We start from the raw sequence: 20,825 nt of genomic DNA, 5'->3' as shown, positions 1-20,825 counted from the left end.
ATAAATGATAATTTAGTTATTTATTAGTTATAAAGACGATTTGTTACCTTACGGAAAACCGCTCAAGGAGAACAAATCATGCTCAGATTATCCCGCCCGACGCTGCTACTCCTGCTTGCAGGCTTATCCACTTCCGCGCTGGCGAAGGCGCCGGAGACCGTGAACATCGGTTATCAGAAAGCGAATATCTTCGCGCTGCTTAAATATCGCGGCACCCTCGATGAAAGCTTCAAAAAGCAGGGTATCGCCGTACGCTGGATTGAATTTCCCGCCGGGCCGCAGATGCTGGAAGGACTGAACGTCGGCAGCATCGATCTTGCCGCCACCGGCGATGCGCCCCCGGCCTTTGCCCAGGCGGCGCAGGCGGATCTGGTCTATTTAGCCCACTCTCCGGCGAACCCAAAAACCGAAGCCATCGTGGTGGCGGAAAACTCGACGATTAAGAGTGTCGCCGACCTTAAAGGCAAGCGCGTGGGGCTCAACAAAGGCTCCGACGTGAACTATCTGCTGGTGACCGCGCTGGAGAAAGCCGGGCTGAGTTATAAAGATATCACGCCGGTCTATCTGCCGCCTGCTGACGCCCGCGCCGCCTTCCAGCGCGGCGCCATTGACGCCTGGGTTATCTGGGATCCGTTCCTCGCCGAAGTGGAAACGAACGCCAAAGCGCGGCAGATTCGCAATGCCGAAGGGCTGGTGCCGCACTACACTTTCTACCTGGCCAGCCGCAAATTTGCCGACACGTATCCGGATACCGCAAAGCAGGTGGTGGATGAGCTGGGTAAACTGAGCGAATGGGCCAACGGTCATCAGGACGATGCCGCCGGGATCCTCTCCACCTCTACCGGGCTGGATAAAGCTATCTGGCTGAAGACGCTGGCGCGTCTGCCTTATGGCGCAGAGCGTATGACGCCTGCGGTCTATAACGAACAGCAGGCGCTGGCGGATACCTTCACCCGTATCGGCCTGCTGCCGGTGAAAGTCGATGTGCGTAGCGCAACCTGGTCGCTGGATAAACAGTAAGCCTTCCCTTCCTTCCCGGGTCGCGGCGCCAGCGCCTTACCCGGGCTACCGGCCCGCAGATGGTGATAGACCCTTAGCCCGGACAGGCTTGTCAAGCGCCGCCTCCGGGAAAAACCTTCCGCCCCACAGTTCAGCCCCTCACCCTTCGGGGAGAGGGGGACCGGCAAAATTAACTCACCTTCTCTTCACGTCCGACCACGACCTGCGCGCCGTAGCGATAGCCTGCGCCCGGATGCGGCGCAGCCAGCCGCGGGCCGGCGCCAAACAGCTTCTCGCGCAGGGTTCCCTCGCGATACTCCTGCTTAAACACGCCGCGCTTTTGCAGCTCCGGGACCAGCAAATCCACCACGTCGCGGAAGGTTTCGTGGGTCACTGCATAGGCGAGGTTAAAGCCATCGACGTCGGTCTCCTCGACCCAGGACTGCAGCTCATCGGCGACCGTCTGCGGGCTGCCGACCACCAGTGGCCCGAAGCCGCCGATCCCCGCCCAGTCCGCCAGCTTCTGTACGGTCCACTGGCTATTCGGATCGGCGGTGGAAAACGCCTCTACCATCGACTGAATCGCGTTGGTATGCAGATACTCCAGCACCTGATCCGGCTGATACTGACCAAGGTCGATGCCGGTCCAGCCGGAGAGCAGCGCCAGCGCCCCTTCGTAGCTAACGTACGGTTTATACTCCTGCCATTTCGCCTGAGCTTCACGGTCGGTTTCGCCGACAATGACCGTCTGCATATTGAAGATCAGGATGCTGCGCGGATCGCGCCCGGCCTCCTCGGCGCGACGGCGAATATCCGCCACCGTCTTTTTCAGCAGCACTTTCGACGGCGCGCCGACAAATACGCACTCCGCGTGGCCGGCGGCGAACTGCTTGCCGCGGCTGGAAGCGCCCGCCTGATAGAGCACCGGCGTACGCTGCGGCGATGGCTCGCAGAGGTGGATCCCCGGCACCGAAAAGAAGTTGCCCTGATGGTTAATCGGATGAATTTTTCGCGGATCGCTGAAGATCTTACGTTCCCTGTCGCGTAGCACCGCGCCATCCTCCCAGCTCCCTTCCAGCAGCTTATAGACCACCTCCAGATACTCATCGGCGTAGTCGTAGCGGGCATCGTGGTCGGTCTGCGCTTTCTGGCCAATATTACGCGCCCCGCTCTCCAGATAGGAGGTCACGATATTCCAGCCCACTCGCCCCTTCGTCAGATGGTCGAGCGTCGACAGGCGGCGGGCGAACGGATAGGGATGCTCAAAAGAGAGCGAAGCGGTCAGACCGAATCCGAGATGCTCCGTCACCAGCGCCATCGGCGTAATCAGCGCCAGCGGATCGTTGACCGGCACCTGCGCCGCCTGGCGGAGCGCCGCATCGCCGTTGCCGTTCAGCACGTCATAGACGCCCAGCACGTCGGCGATAAACAGCCCGTCAAACTTGCCGCGCTCCAGCAAACGCGCCAGGTCGACCCAATACTCAAGGTCTTTATACTGCCAGGAGCGGTCGCGAGGATGGGCCCACAGCCCCGGCGACTGATGGCCGACGCAGTTCATATCAAAAGCGTTCAGACGAATTTCACGTTGTGATGACATAGCGCTCTCCACGACGTGCCCCGCTGTCGGGACGCGCGCATAATCATTAAAGGAATCAGGGGATAAAAGGCGTTCAGAACGCCGGACATCGGGCGGATTGCTTAATGCCCAGCGCCAGTAATGCTTCGGCAGCTACGGCGGCGGCATGGTCAGCTACCTGCGGTAGCCCCATCAGTTCACCGAAATGGGCCCGCGCGGCGGGCCCGGAGACCAGCAGATTGGGCGCGACCCGCCCTTCCCGGCCAATCGCCCGCGAGCGGCGATCAACGTCCAGTCCGAGGCCAAACGCGTCGGCGCGAATCAGCCCATCCTGGCTCAGTTGGCGCAGCAGCGGCTGGCTGTCGGTGAGGGCCCCGTGCGCCGGGCCGGTGGTTAAAATAAAATGGTCAACGCTCACACGCTGCCCTTCACCGCCCCGGGGCGAGAGGGTGAGCGTCAATTTTTGCGCGTCGCCTGCCAGCGCAGTAAGCCTGGCCGCCAGCACTCGCAGGCTGCCGTCGCGCTGGCGCTGCTCAAGAATCCCGGCGACCTGGGGAGCGATACGGTAGCGGTGAACGTCCCAGTAGCTGCGTAAATGACGCAGGAAGCGCTGACGATCGGCCACCGACAGCGCCTGCCAGATCTCCTGCCCCTGATTACGCACCGCGTCCAGCACCACCTGCCAGGCCTGCCCCCGCTCTGCGGCGCGGTCGATATCCCGGCGGATTTGCCGCAGCCGCTGGCGCAGCGATCCGTAGGTATACTCGCCTTCCCAGGGGTCAGCGCTGCCGCTCAGGTTGCTGCGGGAGAGTAGCCCGCGGCGTGAAAATGCCGTTATCGGCCCCCGATGTCCCAGCCGCGTCAGCGTCGCGACGGTATCCGCCATCGTCAGGCCGGTGCCCATGACCGCGACGCTCGCCTCCGGCGCGATAGCGTCCAGCACGCCCGTTCGCCAGGGGTTAGCGATGAGCGCCGGATGGGTCGCGAACGGCGTCGCCAGCGACGGCAGAGAGGGCGGCGGATGGCTGATGGCCAGCACCAGCAGATCGGCCCGCAGCCGATGCCCGCCATCGGTGATAATCTCGCCATCTTCAAACCTTAGCGCCTGCTCGCGCAGATGCGTCAGCCGCCCGCCGCTGGCGCGCGCCTTCTCGGCGAAACGCTGGGCGACGTAGCGGCCAAACTGGCCACGCTGCGGATAGACCGCGCCGTCTTCCAACAGAGCCTGCGGATCATCAGCAAAAGCAGGCTGGCTGCGGTACCAGCGGTCGAATTCGCCCTCCTCTTCCCCGGCAAGCTGCATCCGTGCGGCGGGAACGTTAATCCGATGGCTCGGTTCGGTCGTGGAGTAGGCCACGCCCGCACCGGGCACCTCGCGCGGCTCCAGCAGCGTGACCCGCACGCCAGTCGGCGCCAGGCGCAGGAGATGAATAGCCACCGCCGCACCGCTAAATCCGCCGCCGACGATCACCACGTGCGGTTCAGTTTGCATAGCCCACCGCCTTCAGAAACCGGTGTAACATACGCGCCTCCTCAGCTTGCGCTGACCTGTTTCACCGGACGCTTATCGCCGCCGATGGTTTCGCCGAACGGGCCGGTATTGACGCTACGCGCCTTCGGCTGATCGTGGCCTGCCAGCGGCAATAGCGGCATGACCAGGTCAGCGAAACGATGGGCTTCTTCCAGATGCGGATAGCCGGAGAAGATAAAATTGGTGATACCGAGCGCCTGATATTCGCGAATGCGTTCTGCCACCTGCTGCGGATTGCCGACCAGCGCCGTTCCCGCCCCGCCGCGCACCAGCCCTACGCCCGCCCACAGGTTCGGCGCAATGCGCAGATTGTCGCGCGATCCTTTATGCAGCGAGCTCATGCGCGCCTGGCCGGTGGAGTCCATACGGGCAAAAATTTTCTGCGCCTGGGCGATGGTCTCGTCATCAAGGTGAGAAATCAGCCGATCGGCGGCGGCCCACGCCTCCTCTTCGGTTTCGCGAACAATCACATGCAGACGAATCCCGTACTGCAACGTGCGGCCCCGGGCGGCGGCGCGCTCGCGCACTACCGCCAGCTTTTCGGCCACCAGCGCCGGCGGCTCCCCCCAGGTCAGGTAGGTATCGATTTGATCGGCGGCAACGTCGATGGCTTCCTCAGAGGAGCCGCCAAAAAACAGCGGCGGGCCGTTTTCCTGTACCGGCGGAAACAGCACTTCCGCGCCTTCCACGTGGATATGCTCGCCGTGATAATCCACCTTTTCACCTTTCAGCAGGCGCGAGTAGACGTCGAGAAATTCGCGGGTGACCTGATAGCGTTCGCCGTGGCTGAGGAAAATACCGTCGCCTTTGTTTTCCACCGGATCGCCGCCGGTGACGACGTTAATCAGCAGCCGACCGCCCGACAGACGGTCGAGCGTCGTCGCCATCCTCGCCGCCAGCGTCGGCGGCTGCAGGCCCGGACGAACGGCCACCAGATAGCGCAGGCGACGGGTCAGCGGCGCCAGCGCCGAGGCCACCAGCCAGGAGTCCTCGCAGCTTTTCCCCGTTGGGATCAGCACGCCGTAGTAGCCGAGGCTGTCGGCCGCCAGCGCTACCTGCTGCAGGTAAGGCAAATCAACCGGCCGCCCGCCCTCCGCGGTGCCCAGGTAGCGACCATCGCCGTGGGTGGGCAGAAACCAGAACACATTGATTTTGTCGTCGGTTTTTTGCGTCATTATCGATTTCCTATATAACCATATTCGATATTTATCGAAGAGTTGTTTTAATTTGGTTATATGAGTGTTAGCGATAATCGTGCCAATGGTGAATAAAAAATTAACAATACAAAATCAGTCGGTTAGATAAAACGGGACCGTATACCGCTGTTGCAAATGCCGCAGCCAATGCGTTCGGACTGCGGCATTTGCAACAGACCGGCGAGTTAGCCCTCTGGTTTCCGTCCCCGGCACAGGATAACTTCAGGACATCAAAAGCCGGAGGTCAACCATGCTGAATCCTGAATTTCCACCCTCAACGCCCACGCTGATCGACCCGGCGTCGAAAGCTTTTCAGAGCCTGCTGGATAAACTGGCCCCAACAGAGGCGACCGTACTGATCGTCGGCGAAACCGGCACCGGTAAAGAGGTCGTCGCCCGCTACCTGCATCACCATAGCCCGCGCCGTCACCGGCCGTTCCTGGCCGTCAACTGCGGCGCGCTCAGCGAAAGCCTGGCGGAAGCGGAGCTGTTCGGCCATGAAAAAGGAGCGTTTACCGGCGCGGTACAAAGCCATCCCGGCTGGTTCGAAGCGGCGGTAGGCGGCACGCTGTTGCTCGATGAAATCGGCGAGCTTAGCCTGGCGCTCCAGGTGAAACTGCTGCGCGTCCTGCAGGAGCGCGAAATCACCCGCGTCGGCTCGCGCAAGGCCATTAAGGTCGATGTGCGGGTGATCGCCGCCACCCACGTGGATCTGATGCAGGCCATCCGCGAGCGTCGTTTCCGCGAAGACCTCTACTATCGACTGAATATCGCCATCGTGCCGCTGCCGCCGCTGCGCCAGCGTCGCCAGGATATTCCGGTGCTGGCGGACCATTTTCTCTCGCTCTACGCCCGCCGCTCAGGTCGCCCGGTTCGCCGTCTGGCCCCGGAGACGCTGGCAAGGCTGATGGCGTACCCCTGGCCGGGCAATATTCGCGAGCTGGAGAACACCCTGCATAACGCGGTATTGCTGAGTAAAGAAGAGGAGATCGGCCCCGCCCAGCTGCGGCTGACGACCCTGAACAACGAGCCCTCGGCAGTTGGCGATAATGAACTCGACGATTTTATTCGTCGTCAGCTTTCCCTGCCGGGCGAACCGCTGTGGGAAAGGGTCACCGGGGCGCTGATACGCGGCGCGATGGCCCACAGTGACGATAATCAAAGTCAGGCCGCGGCGCTGCTCGGTATCAGCCGCCACGCGCTGCGCACGCAGCTGGCAAATTTAGGCATCATTAAAAGCCGCCGCCGTCAGGAGCCCCGCTACAGCGCGGCGGTCAAAACGATCTCTCGCGACCGGGAACTGCGCATCGGCTTCCAGCGCTTCGGCAATCTTGGCATCCTGAAAGCGCGGCAAAGTCTTGAGCAAGCTTTTGCCAGCCGCGGCGTCAGCGTGCTGTGGAGCGAGTTCCCCGCCGGGCCGCAGCTGCTGCACGCGCTAGCCTGCGATGAAATCGATTTTGGCACCACCGGCGAAGCGCCGCCGGTTTTCGCGCAGGCCAATAACAGCGAACTGGTCTACGTCGCCTGGGAACCACCCGCGCCGCAAAGCGTGGCGATGGTCGTCCCGCAGCACAGCGACATTCGCACCCTTACCGACCTGCGCGGCAAGCGTATCGCGCTGAATAAAGGTTCTAACGTGCACTGGCTGCTGCTGCATATCCTGGAAGAGGCCGGGCTGGGATTACATGACGTCAAAGTGGTCTATATACCGCCGAAATATCCACTGACCGCCAGCGATTACCTGGCGGTGGACGCCTGGATGATGTGGGATCCGCTGCTCAGCGACGCGGAATATAGCGGTGAATTACGGGTTGTCGCCAGCGGCGAGGGGCGCGTCAATAACCACCAGTTCTACCTGTCGCGCCGCGACTACGCCAGCCGCAATAGCGATATCATGCAGCGCCTGCTGGCGGAACTGACGCAGACCGGGCAGTTTATCGACCAGCATCGGGAGGAAGCCGTCGGACTGCTCTCCGCCGAGCAGGGGCTTAACGCCGCTTCTCTGGCCCGAGCCCTGGCGCGCCGCAGCCATCGACCGCGGCCAATGGATCTCCACGTGATTCGCGCCCAGCAAAGTATCGCCGATCGTTTTTACGCGCTGGGCCTGATCCACAAACCGGTGTCGGTACGCGAGGCGGTCTGGTACGGCGAGGCCACTCATGGCGATCCTCGCCTGCTGATGCACGTTGGTTAGCCCGAAACTGCGAGGCATCTTCCTGATTTTCCTGGTGCCAATAGCCTCATCCGCGCGGTGGTGTTACCCTAAAAGACGTTGAGAATAAGGGGGATCCGTGGCCGTTCATTTGCTAATCGTCGACGCACTTAATCTGATTCGCCGCATCCATGCGGTGCAGGGGTCACCCTGCGTCGATACCTGCCTGCATGCGCTCGAACAGCTGGTGGTTCATAGCCAGCCGACCCACGTGGTGGCGGTATTTGATGATGAAGACCGCGGCCACGGCTGGCGGCATCAGCGCCTGCCCGATTATAAAGCCGGGCGCGCGCCGATGCCGGAGACCCTCGAAGCGGAAATGCCGGCGCTGCGGGCGGCGTTTGAGCAGCGCGGGTTTCGCTGCTGGGCGCTCAGCGGCAGCGAAGCTGACGATCTCGCCGCGACCCTGGCGGTAAAGGTGGCGCAGGCCGGCCATCAGGCAACCATCGTTTCAACCGACAAAGGCTACTGCCAGCTGCTGTCGCCGACGATTCGCATCCGCGACTATTTCCAGAAGCGCTGGCTCGACGCGCCGTTTATCGCCAAAGAGTTTGGCGTGACGCCGGAGCAGCTGCCCGACTACTGGGGGCTGGCGGGCATCAGCAGCTCAAAGGTTCCCGGCGTGGCGGGGATTGGTCCAAAAAGCGCCGCCCAGCTATTAACCGATTTCCAGGATCTGGAAGGAATCTACGCGCGGCTGGCGGACGTGCCGGAGAAGTGGCGCAAGAAGCTGGAAGAACAGCAAGAGATGGCCTTCACCTGCCGGGAAATCGCACGTCTGCAAACCGATTTACAGCTGGACGGCAACCTGCAGCAACTGCGGCTGGCCCGCTAGCGCTGGGGCTTCCCGGAGGCAATGCTGCGCATCTGTCCGGGCTACCGATCCGCAGACGGTGATGACCCAGTAGCCCCGGTAAGGCGCCAGCCGCCACCGGGGGAATAAGCGAAGCCGCACTGGATCTGTTTCCCGGAAGCCGTCGGCAGAAACCTTCGCTTACGGCATCACTCTTCGATACGCAATCCGTAGGTTTTGAATTTCTCCAGCACAACGGCGATGGCCTCGTCATCAAGAACCGGCACCGGATCGATAATCGCCAGGGTACTGAGATAGAGCTGCGCCAGTACCTCAACTTCATGCGCCAGCCACAGGGCCTTTTCCAGATTCTCTTCACAAGCGATCAGTCCATGGTGCTGCAGCAGCGTCGCTTTACGATTTTTCAACGCCACGGCCACATGTTCAGACAGCTCGCGGGTACCGAACGTGGCGTATGGCGCGCAGGGGATAGAGTTGCCCCCCGCCGCCGCAATCATATAGTGAATGGCGGGAATGGGGCGATTGAGGATCGACACCGCCGTGCAGTGAACCGCGTGATTATGCACCACCGCGTGCGCGTCAGGGCGGGTCTGATAGGCCGCCAGATGAAAACGCCACTCGCTGGACGGCAGTTTACCCTGTTCGTGCTGGCCTTCGGCATCGATATACACAATATGCGCCTCCGTCAGCTTTTCGTATGGAATACCCGTCGGCGTGATCAGCATTCCCCCTTGATAACGCACGCTCACGTTGCCGGCGGTCCCCTGATTTAACCCCAGCCGGGTCATTTCCAGGCAGGTATCAATAATCTGCCGGGCCAGTCTATTTCGTTCCATTCTTTACCTCTCTTTATGATGCGCAATGCCACAACAGACGGCTCGTCGGATAAGACGCGCGACGCTGTTGAATAACTCGAATAATTGCCCATCATCTTCATACCGAATAATCAGAAAGGAATTTACATTCACCGGTTCTGTGATACCCCTCACTTATTTCAGGCTAAAAAAAGCGTTCTCTCGTTTTTGCCTGATAAAAAAATGCCCGTTCTTACTCATAGATTTAAAAACGGGCATTTTGCTGATAGTTTTAACAACTGACCGTTTTCTTTATTATAAATTAAATCGGGCATTCAACCTGTGGGTTTTAGAATTAACTTCCTCAAACGGTCATGTTTTTCTGATAATTAAAGTGATGATAATCACATAAAATCACCGAGGGGATGCTAAATGTGACCGTCATCATATTAAAAGGCGTTTTTAATTTGAAAATGCATTCATGAGTTCATTCCGTGATGTTTATTTCACTGTTGACGTCGCCGCAAGAGCTCACCTGATTATTGTGGTCTGGTGGGCATAAGCCGGCCGCTGAACACGCTTCTGAACCAATGAGGATGCTATGGGAAACACAACAATACAAACGCAGAGTTTTCGTGCGGTAGAGACAGGGAAAAGCAAGCGCTACATTATTCCCTTCGCCCTGCTGTGCTCGTTATTTTTTCTTTGGGCGGTCGCTAATAATCTCAACGATATTTTATTACCACAATTTCAACAAGCCTTTACGCTGACGAATTTTCAGGCCGGACTGATTCAGTCCGCCTTTTATTTCGGCTATTTCGTCATCCCTATTCCGGCCGGAATCTTGATGAAAAAGTTAAGTTATAAAGCCGGTATTATTACCGGACTGTTCTTATATGCTTTTGGTGCCGCGCTATTCTGGCCCGCCGCCGAGGTCATGAATTACACCTTATTTCTGATTGGCCTGTTTATTATTGCTGCGGGCTTAGGGTGTTTAGAAACCGCGGCAAACCCGTTTGTTACCGTGTTAGGCCCAGAAAGCGGCGGTCACTTCCGGCTTAATCTTGCCCAGACCTTTAACTCGTTTGGCGCCATTATTGCGGTGGTTTTTGGGCAAAGTCTTATTTTGTCTAATGTGCCGCATCAATCGCAGGATGTGCTCGATAAAATGGCTCCGGAGCAGCTTAGCGCCTATAAGCACAGCCTGGTGCTCTCGGTGCAAACCCCGTATATGATCATCGTCGCGGTTGTCTTACTGGTCGCTCTGTTGATTATGTTGACCAAATTTCCGGCCCTGCAGAGCGACGACCATAGTGACGCCAACCAGAGTTCTTTCTCCGCTTCCCTTGCTCGCCTGGTCCGCGTTCGCCACTGGCGCTGGGCTGTGCTGGCGCAGTTCTGCTACGTTGGCGCGCAAACCGCCTGCTGGAGCTATCTGATTCGCTACGCTATCGAAGAGATCCCCGGCATGACGCCCGGTTTCGCCGCCAACTATCTGACCGGCACCATGGTGTGCTTCTTTATCGGCCGCTTCTCCGGTACCTGGCTCATCAGCCGCTTCGCGCCGCATAAAGTGCTGGCGGCCTACGCCCTGCTTTCCATGATCCTGTGCCTGATTTCCGCTTTCACCGGCGGCCACGTGGGTCTGCTGGCCCTGACGCTGTGCAGCGCTTTTATGTCCATTCAGTATCCGACCATCTTCTCGCTGGGCATCAAAAACCTGGGGCAGGACACCAAATACGGCTCCTCTTTTATCGTCATGACCATTATTGGCGGCGGGATCGTCACCCCGGTGATGGGCTTTGTCAGCGACGCCGCCGGCAATATTCCCACCGCGGAGCTGGTTCCGGCCCTGTGCTTTGCCGTCATCTTCATTTTCGCCCGTTTCCGTTCGCAAACGGCAGCTAACTAAACATTTATCCGAATAACGTGAGGAATCTGTAATGAAAAAAATCAGCTTACCGAAAATTGGCATTCGCCCGGTGATCGATGGACGCCGCATGGGAGTGCGCGAGTCGCTGGAAGAACAAACCATGAACATGGCGAAAGCCACCGCCGCGCTGATCGCGGAAAAACTGCGTCACGCCTGCGGCGCGCAGATTGAGTGCGTCATCGCCGACAGCTGCATCGCGGGTATGGCGGAGTCCGCTGCCTGCGAGGAGAAATTCAGCAGCCAGAACGTCGGCGTCACCATTACCGTCACCCCGTGTTGGTGCTACGGCAGCGAAACTATCGATATGGATCCGCTGCGGCCAAAAGCCATCTGGGGCTTTAACGGCACCGAGCGCCCCGGCGCGGTTTACCTTGCGGCGGCGCTGGCGGCGCATAGCCAGAAGGGTATTCCGGCATTCTCCATTTATGGCCACGACGTACAGGACGCCGACGACACCACCATTCCGCCGGATGTCGAAGAAAAACTGCTGCGCTTTGCCCGCGCCGGCTTAGCGGTCGCCAGCATGAAGGGCAAAAGCTATCTTTCCGTCGGCGGCGTGTCGATGGGGATTGCCGGTTCTATCGTCGATCACAACTTCTTCGAGTCCTGGCTCGGTATGAAAGTGCAGGCGGTGGACATGACCGAACTGCGCCGCCGCATCGACCAGAAAATCTATGATGAAAGCGAGCTGGAAATGGCGCTGGCGTGGGCGGATAAAAACTTCCGCTACGGCGAAGACCAGAACGCGCAACAGTATAAGCGCAACGCCGAACAGAGCCGCGCGGTGCTGAAAGAGAGCCTGCTGATGGCGATGTGCATTCGCGACATGATGCAGGGCAACAGCAAGCTGGCGGAAAAAGGGCTGGTCGAAGAGTCATTGGGCTATAACGCCATCGCTGCGGGTTTTCAGGGCCAGCGCCACTGGACCGATCAATACCCCAACGGCGATACCGCCGAAGCGCTGCTCAATAGCTCGTTCGACTGGAACGGCGTACGCGAACCCTTTGTCGTCGCCACGGAAAACGACAGCCTCAACGGCGTGGCAATGCTGATGGGCCACCAGTTGACCGGCACCGCTCAGGTATTTGCCGACGTGCGCACCTACTGGTCGCCGGAAGCGGTAGAACGCGTCACCGGACAACCGCTCACCGGGCTGGCGGAGCACGGCATCATCCACCTGATCAACTCCGGTTCGGCGGCGCTGGACGGCGCCTGCAAACAGCGCGATGCGGAAGGCAAGCCAACCATGAAACCGCACTGGGAAATCAGCCAGCAGGAGGCCGACGCCTGCCTGGCGGCCACCGAATGGTGCCCGGCGATTCATGAATACTTCCGCGGCGGCGGCTTCTCCTCCCGCTTCCTGACCGAAGGCGGCGTGCCGTTCACCATGACCCGCGTGAATATCATCAAAGGTCTTGGCCCGGTACTGCAAATCGCCGAAGGCTGGAGCGTAGAGCTGCCGAAAGCGATGCATGACCAACTCGATGCCCGCACCAACTCCACCTGGCCCACGACCTGGTTTGCGCCGCGCCTGACCGGTAAAGGCCCGTTCTCCGACGTCTACTCGGTGATGGCGAACTGGGGCGCTAACCACGGCGTGCTGACCATCGGGCACGTCGGCGCCGACTTTATCACCCTGGCGTCGATGCTGCGGATCCCGGTCTGCATGCATAACGTAGAAGAGGCGAAAATTTATCGCCCCTCCAGCTGGTCTGCGCACGGTATGGATAGCGAAGGCCAGGATTACCGCGCCTGCGAGAACTACGGCCCGCTGTATAAACGTTAATGCGGCTTTGCCCGGTGGCGCAGGCTTACCGGGCCTACAGAACCGTAGGCCCGATAAGCGCGGCGCCATCCGGCGACGTTTATGGAGTTCACTATGAAAAAAGACGTCATCCTGGTCCTCGACTGCGGCGCCACCAACGTGCGGGCGATTGCGGTTGACCGCCAGGGGAACATTATCGCCCGCGCCGCAACGGCCAACGCCAGCGATATCGCCGTGGAGAACAGCGCCTGGCACCAGTGGTCGCTGGAGGCGATCCTGCAACGTTTCGCCGAGTGCTGCCGGCAGATTAGCGATGCGCTCTCGTCCTGCACGGTTCGCGGCATCACGGTCACCACCTTCGGCGTCGACGGCGCGCTGGTGGATGAACAGGGCAAGCTGCTCTATCCGGTCATCAGCTGGAAATGTCCGCGTACCGCGGCGGTGATGGACAATATCGGCCGCTTTATGCCCGCGCAGCAGCTCCAGCAGATTGCCGGCGTCGGCGCATTTGCCTTCAACACCTTGTATAAGCTGATCTGGCTGAAAGAGAACCACCCGCAGCTGCTGGAGCAGGCCCATGCCTGGCTGTTCATCTCCTCGCTTCTCAACCAGCGTCTGACCGGGGAATTCACGACCGATATCACCATGGCGGGCACCAGCCAGATGCTGGATATCCACCAGCGGGATTTCAGCGCGCAGATCCTGCAGGCGACGGGGCTGCCGCGCCGCCTGTTTCCCCGGCTCGTTGAGGCGGGCCAGCAGATCGGCACGCTACAAAGCGATGCCGCGAAGATGCTGGGTTTAGCCGTCGGTATTCCGGTTATCTCCGCCGGACACGATACCCAGTTCGCGCTGTTTGGCGCGGGCGCGGAGCAGGATGAACCGGTGCTCTCTTCCGGCACCTGGGAAATCCTGATGGTGCGCAGTGCTCAGGTGAATACGCCGCTACTCAGCCACTACGCGGGATCCACCTGCGAGCTGGATAGCCAGCCGGGACGCTATAACCCCGGCATGCAGTGGCTGGCCTCCGGCGTGCTGGAATGGATACGCCAGCTGCTGTGGACGCCTGAAACGCCGTGGCAAACGTTGATTGAAGAGGCCCGCGCCCTCCCCGCCGGCGCTCAAAAAGTGAAGATGCAGTGCGACCTGCTATCCAGCCCAAATGCGGGCTGGCAGGGCATCACGCTGAATACCACTCGCGGTCACTTCTACCTCGCCGCGCTGGAGGGATTAGCCAAACAGCTGGCGAACAATCTACAAACGCTGCAAAAAATCGGTCACTTTAACGCCAGCGAGCTGCTGCTGGTCGGCGGCGGCAGCCGCAACGCGCTGTGGAATCAGATCAAGGCCAACAGACTGGAGATCCCGATTAAAGTACTGGATGACGCCGAAACCACCGTCGCCGGCGCCGCCATGTTTGGCTGGTATGGCGTCGGTGAATTCAGCAGCCCTGAGCAGGCCAGAGCGCAGGTGAGCTATCAGTATCGCTATTTTTACCCGCAAACCGATCCCGAACTGATTGAGGGAGTATGAGATGCTAAAAACAATTTCCCCGTTAATATCGCCGGAGCTACTGAAAGTGCTGGCGGAAATGGGGCACGGAGATGAGATCGTCTTTTCCGATGCCCACTTCCCGGCGCACAGCATGGGGCCACAGGTCATTCGCGCCGACGGCCTGCAGGTCAGCGACCTGCTGCAGGCGATTATTCCGCTGTTTGAGTTAGACAGCTACGCTCCCCCGCTGGTAATGATGGCCGCCGTGACCGGCGACGCCCTCGATCCGCAGGTGGAAACCCGCTACCGCGAGGCGCTTTCCGGCCCCGCGCCCTGCCCGGATATCACGCGCATCGACCGTTTTGCTTTCTACGAGCGGGCGCAAAAAGCCTTTGCGATCGTTATCACAGGTGAGCGCGCTAAGTACGGGAATATTCTTTTAAAAAAAGGAGTAACGCCGTAATCTCATGCCGGAGCGCCCGTCTGATGCGGGCGCTCAGCGAACGCCAGGGTGAGAAAAATGAAAGCGGCACGACAGCAAGCGATACTAGACCTGCTCATTAACCATAACAGCCTGACCACCGAAGCCTTATCGCTGCAGCTGAACGTCAGCAGAGAAACCATCCGCCGCGATCTCAGCGAGCTCCAGTCCCAGGGAAAAGTGCTGCGTAACCACGGCCGGGCAAAAGTCATTCACCGGCAAAGCCGGGATAGCGGCGACCCTTTTCATATCCGTCTGAAAAGCCACTACGCGCACAAAGCGGATATCGCCCGCGAGGCGCTTGCGTGGATAGAAGAGGGGATGGTTATCGCCCTTGATGCCAGTTCCACCTGCTGGTATCTGGCCCGCCAGTTGCCTGATATCGACCTTCACGTCTTTACCAACAGCCAGCCAATTTGCCAGGAGCTCAGCAAGCGAGAGAACATTCAGCTCACCTGCTCCGGCGGTACGCTCCAGCGAAAATACGGCTGCTACGTCAGCGCGTCGCTTATCCCACAGCTCAAAGCGCTGGAGATCGACCTGTTCATTTTTTCCTGCGAGGGTATCGACAGCGAGGGCGCGCTCTGGGACTCAAACACGGTGAACGCCGAGTTCAAATCGCTGCTGCTCAAGCGGGCGTCGCAATCGTTATTGCTGATTGATAAGAGCAAATTTAATCGCTCAGGAGAGGCACGGATCGGCCATCTGGATGATGTGACGCATATTGTTTCGGACGTGTCGCAGTCATAACGGCTATGGCAGCGCCGGATAGCGGCTTAGAGCCTATCCCAATAGGCGTTATTGGTGCAGTCAGTTTGAACACGGACAGCGCGGAAGAACCGGAGCGTACACGTAGTACGTGAGGATTCTGAGCACTGCCCAGGTTCAAAATGGCAAACAAAATAGCCCTAATGGGATAGGCTCTTAGTGCCCTATCCGGCCTACAAGCGGGCAAACTAGCGTTCGTCGCGGCGACCGCCGACGGCAGCCCACAGGCGGCGAACGTGAACCGTCACCTCTTCGCGATCGTGATACAGCTGGCGCGCCTGGATCTGCGCGTTGATACCGTGCTCGTCGAGCTGTTCCTGAATATAGGCCAGGTTACGCGATAGCTCTTCGTAGCGTTTTTTCATCGGCAGCTTCAGGTTAAAGATGGTTTCCCGGCACCAGCCGTTCACCAACCACTGCGCCATCAGCGCCGCCACTTTCGCTGGCTTCTCTACCATATCGCACACCATCCACGAGATGTTGCTGCGCGTTGGGCGATACTTGAAGCCATCTTCACGCAGCCAGGTCACCTGGCCGGTATCCATCAGGCTTTGCGCCATTGGGCCGTTATCCACCGAGGAGACCCACATATTGCGTTTCACCAGCTGATAGGTCCAACCGCCGGGGCAGGCGCCGAGATCCACCGCGTACATACCGTTCGCCAGACGCTCATCCCACTCATCCGCCGGGATAAAGACGTGAAACGCCTCTTCCAGCTTGAGAGTCGAACGGCTTGGCGCATCGGACGGGAACTTGAGGCGAGGAATGCCCATATAGAACGGCGAGTTGTTGTTAGACAACGAATAGCCGGTGTAGCAGCAGCCCGGCGCGATAAAGAACACGTGGACCACCGGACGTTTTGGCGTTTCATAGTTGGTCAGCACGCCCGCTTCGCGCAGCGCCGCGCGCAGCGGTACCGTAAACTTGCGGCAGAACTTCATCAGCTCTTTGCTTTCGTTGGTATCGGCCACTTCCACGCGCAGCTCGCCGCCCTTCTCCACCACGCCCTGCAGCATACCGACGATCGGGGAAATACGGTCTTCCGGCGGCAGGTCGCGCAGCAGTTCGCCAACCACAAACATCTGGCGGGCAAACACCAGCGAGCTGAACGGCAGCTCGCGCACCAGCTTTTCGCCGTCTTCGGCCTGATAGCACTCAAAAATCACATAGCCGGAGTCGTCTTTGACTCGGGCAAAACCAAACACCTCAAGGCGCGAGGCCTTATCGGTAATTTCTGCTGCGCACTCTTTCTCAAACCCAGGGCGACAATAGAGGACAACTTTATTCATGAACAACGCCCTTACGTTTCAGACGAATTGCACCAATTAACATTAATACCCAACCGGCGAGGAAGCAGACGCCCCCGACCGGCGTAACGAACGCCCACAGGCGTAAATGCGAGAGCGCCAGACAGTAGAGGCTGCCGCTAAAAAGAACGGTACCGAGCGCCATAAAGACGCTGCTCCAGTAAAACCAGATGCTGATCCGGCGCTGCATCGCCACCGCCAGGCCAAAGATCGCCAGCGTATGGAAAGCCTGATACTGCAGGCCGGTGTGGATCCAGCCCATTTCCGCAACGCCCATCGTTTTACTTAAAACATGCGCGCCAAAAGCGCCCAAAGCCACAAAGATAAAACCGCTTATCGCGGCGAAAATCAGCATAAAACGGCTGGTCATGTGTTTACCCTACGATGATTTATTGTTCATAACGAAAGCGAAATTTTTCTTGTTCATTAGCCGCTTTTGCCAGAATCCACTGGCGGAAGGCGGCTATTTTACCCAGTTCTGCCTGACTGTCATGACAAACGAGATAAAACGCATTCTTACTGACCAGAACATCATTAAACGGACAGACCAAACGGCCTGCCTCAATCTCGGACTGCGCCATCACATTGTTGGCCAGCGCGACCCCCTGTCCATGGATTGCCGCCTGCAGCACCATTGCGCTGTGGCTAAATATAGGTCCCTGTTGAACATTGATATGGTTTAGACCCAACTGACGGGTATAAGTTTGCCAGTCGCGGCGGGAAGCGTCGTGCAGCAGGGTATGTTGCGCCAGATCGGCAGGCATTTTCAACGCTTTATCACCGGTGAGTAACAGCGGGGAACACACCGGGAGCAGATATTCGGCGTACAGTTTTTCCACCCGTAGCCCCGGCCAGTTGCCGCGGCCGTAAAAAATCGCCACGTCGACATCGTCGGCTAGCTTATCTTCCTGACGGTCCACGGCCTGGATTCTGACGTCGATTCCCGGATAAGCTGAGTTAAAGCTTGTGAGTCTCGGCACCAGCCACTGAATGGCAAAACTGGGCAGCATACTGACGGTTAAAGCCCCTTTTGCGCTTCGCGCCTGAAGCTTGCGGGTCGCTTCGGTGAGCTGCGAAAAAATCTCTTTGATATCCTGAAAATAGCTCTGCCCCTCCTCCGTTAAAAGAAGAGAACGATTGCGTCGACGGAACAGCTTGAGGCCGAGGAAATCCTCCAGGGACTTGATTTGGTGGCTGACTGCGGCCTGGGTCACAAAAAGCTCATCGGCGGCGCGAGTGAAGCTAAGATGACGGGCGGCAGCATCAAAAACACGTAATGCATTCAGAGGTGGCAAACGCTTGGACATAGTTATTCTGGCTTAGATGTTAAGGCAATTTAACAAACAGGAAACAATAGTTAACCTATTAGTTTTTTTTATCTGAGCTATTATAATTTGTCCGTTGAGCTTCTACCAGCAAATACCTATAGTGGCGGCACTTCCTGAGCCGGAACGAAGAGCTTTTTTTGGAATGCGTGTTCCAACAAGCTTTTGGCTTACGGTTGTGATGTTGTGTTGTTGTGTTTGCAATTGGTCCGGGTTTGCGGACCATGGTAGCTCAGCTACCCCTTTTCACTTCCTGTACATTTACCCTGTCTGTCCATAGTGATTTAATGTAGCACCGCACTGCGCGGTGCTTTTTTTTGCCTGCTATACCCGTCATACTTCAAGTTGCATGTGCGTTGGCCTCGGATTACTCGGCCGATCCGTGGGCCTCACCCTGGCGGGCCGTCGCAAGCGACGTTCAAATCTGCTCCCGGCAGATTTGTCGTTCACTCCAGTCACTTACTCGATAAGCTCCTGGGGTTCGCTCACTTGCCCCCTTCCTGCAACGCGAATTATTTAGGGTATATACGCTAATCACTTATCCAGCTCGCCCAGCTGTTTGACGTCAGAACGGTTAATCTGCTGCTTGTTACCCCAGGCATCTTTGTACGAAATCATGCCAGTATCATTATCCGTTTGCGGTTTGCCGTCGGTCACGATGGTGCGCCCATCGTTGGTATGCATCACGTAGTTGGAGGAGCACGCGCTCAGGCCAAAGGTCAGCACACAGGCAGTAATAATTGCGGCAGTCTTATTCATTTTCATCTTTCTCTCCTTTCGACTATTTATACTGTTTATGATTCGTTCTGCACCAGGTTAAAACGCAAACCCAACACTATTCAGCATAACTATCTTTTACCCACCCGAAGCCATATTCAGAAAATTCCAGTCGTTAGCACAAACCTTGTATCACCCGCCGATTTGCGCGACGATCCTGATATCGATACGAGGAATCTCATGAACGCATTCAACCCCGTCCAATTTCGCGCCCAGTTCCCGGCGCTGGCCGACGCCGGCGTCTATCTTGATAGCGCCGCGACCACCCTCAAACCGCTGGCGGTCATTGAGGCCAGCGACCAGTTCTATCGCCTTAGCGCCGGCAACGTCCATCGCAGCCAGTTCGCCGCCGCCCGGCAGCTAACCGAACGCTATGAGAACGCGCGCGAACGCGTGGCGGCGCTGCTTAATGCCCCATCCGGCGAAGATATCGTCTGGACGCGCGGCACCACCGAAGCCATTAATATGGTGGCGCAGAGCTACGTGCGCCCGCGTCTGAAACCCGGCGATGAGATTATCGTCAGCGAAGCGGAGCATCACGCCAACCTGGTGCCGTGGTTAATGGTTGCAGAGCAAACCGGCGCGCGGGTGGTGAAGCTGCCGCTGGCGGGCAACCGTCTGCCGGACGTAGCGGCGCTTGGCGCGCTCATCACGCCGCGCAGTCGGGTGCTGGCGATTGGCCAGATGTCCAACGTCACCGGCGGCTGCCCGGACCTGGCGCTGGCGATTCGCCAGGCTCGCGCTGCCGGGATGGTGGTGATGGTCGACGGCGCGCAGGGGGCGGTGCATTTCCCGGCGGACGTCCAGGCGCTGGATATCGACTTTTATGCTTTTTCCGGCCATAAGCTCTACGGGCCGACCGGCATCGGCGCGCTGTATGGCAAACGCGAACGGCTGGCGGAGATGTCGCCGTGGCTCGGCGGGGGAAAAATGATTACCGAAGTCACCTTCGACGGCTTCAAAACCCAGCCCGCCCCCTGGCGCTTCGAGGCCGGGACGCCCAATATCGCCGGGGTGATTGGCCTGAGCGCGGCGCTGGAGTGGCTGGAGGAGACGGATATCGCGCAGGCGGAAAACTGGTGCCGCAGTCTGGCCACGCTGGCGGAAGAGGAGCTGGCGAAACGTCCGGGATTCCGTTCGTTCCGCTGCCAGGGCGCCAGCCTGCTGGCGTTTGATTTTGACGGCGTTCACCATAGCGATATGGTGACGCTGCTGGCGGAATCGGGTATCGCGCTGCGCGCCGGTCAGCACTGCGCTCAGCCGCTGCTGGCGGCGCTTGGCGTCAGCGGCACGCTGCGGGCCTCCTTCGCGCCTTATAATACGCAAGACGACGTTTACGCGCTGGTGCACGCCGTTGACCGCGCTCTGGAAATTCTGGTGGACTAATGACGACTTCTCACCCTTTTGGAACCCGCATCACCGAGGCATTTCTACGGCAGACCTTTACTCCGCTCAGCCAGTGGGAGGATAAATACCGCCAGCTGATTTTACTGGGCAAGCAGCTTCCCGCCCTGCCGGACGACCAGAAAGCGCGGGCCAAAGAGATTGCCGGGTGTGAAAACCGCGTCTGGCTGGGCTATTCCGTCGATGCCGAGGGCAAGCTGCATTTCTTCGGCGATAGCGAAGGCCGTATCGTGCGCGGCATGCTGGCGGTGCTGTTGACCGCCGTTGAAGGCAAAAGCGCCGCCGAGCTGCTGGCGCAGGATCCGCTGGCGCTGTTTGATGCGCTGGGGATGCGCGGCCAGCTGAGCGCCTCGCGCAGCCAGGGGCTCAGCGCCCTGAGCGAGGCGGTACTCGCCGCCGCCCGCGAGGTTGAGGTTTAAGCTCATCCCGGGGGCGGCGCCTGCGCCGCC

General features: G+C 59.0%; 18 protein-coding genes. 10 read left to right on the top strand and 8 right to left on the bottom strand.

All coding sequences use genetic code 11. The features are described from left to right. Positions 1–78 precede the first annotated feature (78 nt). Complete coding sequence (locus tag EGY08_RS20975; protein ID WP_004124383.1) at positions 79–1,020, top strand: aliphatic sulfonate ABC transporter substrate-binding protein; 942 nt, start codon at positions 79–81, stop codon at positions 1,018–1,020. Positions 1,021–1,189: 169 nt separating this feature from the next. Here the strand turns inward: EGY08_RS20975 and EGY08_RS20970 are convergent, their stop codons facing one another. From EGY08_RS20970 to ssuD, 3 genes are all read right to left on the bottom strand, one after another. Further along, positions 1,190–2,596, bottom strand: coding sequence for an LLM class flavin-dependent oxidoreductase (locus EGY08_RS20970; protein WP_004124386.1), 1,407 nt, complete (start codon positions 2,594–2,596; stop codon positions 1,190–1,192). A 73-nt stretch (positions 2,597–2,669) separates the two neighbouring features. Further along, the gene (locus tag EGY08_RS20965) at positions 2,670–4,067 is read right to left on the bottom strand and encodes an FAD/NAD(P)-binding protein (protein ID WP_004124388.1); all 1,398 of its coding nucleotides are present in this window, start codon (positions 4,065–4,067) and stop codon (positions 2,670–2,672) included. A gap of 41 nt (positions 4,068–4,108) precedes the next feature. After that, complete coding sequence (ssuD, locus tag EGY08_RS20960) at positions 4,109–5,281, bottom strand: FMNH2-dependent alkanesulfonate monooxygenase (protein ID WP_049088640.1); 1,173 nt, start codon at positions 5,279–5,281, stop codon at positions 4,109–4,111. Positions 5,282–5,552: 271 nt separating this feature from the next. On the opposite strand from ssuD, the gene EGY08_RS20955 reads away from it, so the two are divergent. Next, positions 5,553–7,496 (top strand): sigma-54-dependent Fis family transcriptional regulator, encoded by a 1,944-nt coding sequence (locus EGY08_RS20955; RefSeq protein WP_004124392.1) that lies wholly within the window; start codon positions 5,553–5,555, stop codon positions 7,494–7,496. A gap of 97 nt (positions 7,497–7,593) precedes the next feature. Further along, positions 7,594–8,349, top strand: coding sequence for a flap endonuclease Xni (gene xni, locus EGY08_RS20950; RefSeq protein WP_004124395.1), 756 nt, complete (start codon positions 7,594–7,596; stop codon positions 8,347–8,349). A 167-nt stretch (positions 8,350–8,516) separates the two neighbouring features. Here xni and fucA read toward each other — a convergent pair whose 3' ends face one another. Beyond that, a complete protein-coding gene (fucA, locus tag EGY08_RS20945) occupies positions 8,517–9,164 on the bottom strand; it encodes an L-fuculose-phosphate aldolase (protein WP_004124398.1) in 648 nt (215 codons plus the stop codon). Positions 9,165–9,723: 559 nt separating this feature from the next. Between fucA and fucP the strand changes: the two genes are divergently transcribed. From fucP to fucR, 5 genes are all read left to right on the top strand, one after another. Beyond that, complete coding sequence (fucP, locus tag EGY08_RS20940) at positions 9,724–11,034, top strand: L-fucose:H+ symporter permease (protein WP_004124401.1); 1,311 nt, start codon at positions 9,724–9,726, stop codon at positions 11,032–11,034. A gap of 31 nt (positions 11,035–11,065) precedes the next feature. Beyond that, positions 11,066–12,841: an L-fucose isomerase gene (gene fucI, locus EGY08_RS20935; protein ID WP_049114096.1), complete on the top strand. Its 1,776-nt coding sequence runs from the start codon at positions 11,066–11,068 to the stop codon at positions 12,839–12,841. A 93-nt stretch (positions 12,842–12,934) separates the two neighbouring features. After that, the gene (gene fucK, locus EGY08_RS20930) at positions 12,935–14,353 is read left to right on the top strand and encodes an L-fuculokinase (RefSeq protein ID WP_123828865.1); all 1,419 of its coding nucleotides are present in this window, start codon (positions 12,935–12,937) and stop codon (positions 14,351–14,353) included. A 1-nt stretch (position 14,354) separates the two neighbouring features. Then, the gene (gene fucU / locus EGY08_RS20925; RefSeq protein ID WP_004124410.1) at positions 14,355–14,777 is read left to right on the top strand and encodes an L-fucose mutarotase; all 423 of its coding nucleotides are present in this window, start codon (positions 14,355–14,357) and stop codon (positions 14,775–14,777) included. A 57-nt stretch (positions 14,778–14,834) separates the two neighbouring features. Beyond that, the gene (gene fucR, locus EGY08_RS20920; protein WP_004124416.1) at positions 14,835–15,545 is read left to right on the top strand and encodes an L-fucose operon activator; all 711 of its coding nucleotides are present in this window, start codon (positions 14,835–14,837) and stop codon (positions 15,543–15,545) included. 206 nt (positions 15,546–15,751) lie between these two features. Here the strand turns inward: fucR and rlmM are convergent, their stop codons facing one another. From rlmM to EGY08_RS20900, 4 genes are all read right to left on the bottom strand, one after another. Then, complete coding sequence (rlmM, locus tag EGY08_RS20915) at positions 15,752–16,852, bottom strand: 23S rRNA (cytidine(2498)-2'-O)-methyltransferase RlmM (RefSeq protein ID WP_004124420.1); 1,101 nt, start codon at positions 16,850–16,852, stop codon at positions 15,752–15,754. Beyond that, positions 16,845–17,240 carry a DUF423 domain-containing protein gene (locus EGY08_RS20910; protein ID WP_004105073.1) on the bottom strand — a complete coding sequence of 132 codons (396 nt, stop codon included), beginning with the start codon at positions 17,238–17,240 and terminating at the stop codon, positions 16,845–16,847. The genes rlmM and EGY08_RS20910 overlap by 8 nt, the downstream gene beginning before the upstream one ends. A 19-nt stretch (positions 17,241–17,259) precedes the next feature. Next, positions 17,260–18,177 carry a glycine cleavage system transcriptional regulator GcvA gene (gene gcvA / locus EGY08_RS20905; RefSeq protein ID WP_004124422.1) on the bottom strand — a complete coding sequence of 306 codons (918 nt, stop codon included), beginning with the start codon at positions 18,175–18,177 and terminating at the stop codon, positions 17,260–17,262. 552 nt (positions 18,178–18,729) lie between these two features. Continuing rightward, a complete protein-coding gene (locus EGY08_RS20900) occupies positions 18,730–18,954 on the bottom strand; it encodes a YgdI/YgdR family lipoprotein (RefSeq protein ID WP_032742197.1) in 225 nt (74 codons plus the stop codon). Positions 18,955–19,152: 198 nt separating this feature from the next. On the opposite strand from EGY08_RS20900, the gene csdA reads away from it, so the two are divergent. After that, on the top strand, positions 19,153–20,358 hold the full coding sequence (csdA, locus tag EGY08_RS20895; protein WP_123828864.1) for a cysteine desulfurase CsdA: 1,206 nt from the start codon (positions 19,153–19,155) through the stop codon (positions 20,356–20,358). After that, positions 20,358–20,795, top strand: coding sequence for a cysteine desulfurase sulfur acceptor subunit CsdE (gene csdE / locus EGY08_RS20890; protein ID WP_004124433.1), 438 nt, complete (start codon positions 20,358–20,360; stop codon positions 20,793–20,795). The genes csdA and csdE overlap by 1 nt, the downstream gene beginning before the upstream one ends. The last annotated feature ends 30 nt before the right edge of the window (positions 20,796–20,825 follow it).

The sequence above is a fragment of the Klebsiella sp. FDAARGOS_511 genome, from assembly GCF_003812845.1.
In the GTDB taxonomy this organism is placed as follows: Bacteria; Pseudomonadota; Gammaproteobacteria; order Enterobacterales; family Enterobacteriaceae; genus Klebsiella; species Klebsiella grimontii.
This window is presented reverse-complemented; position numbering and strand designations above follow the sequence as displayed.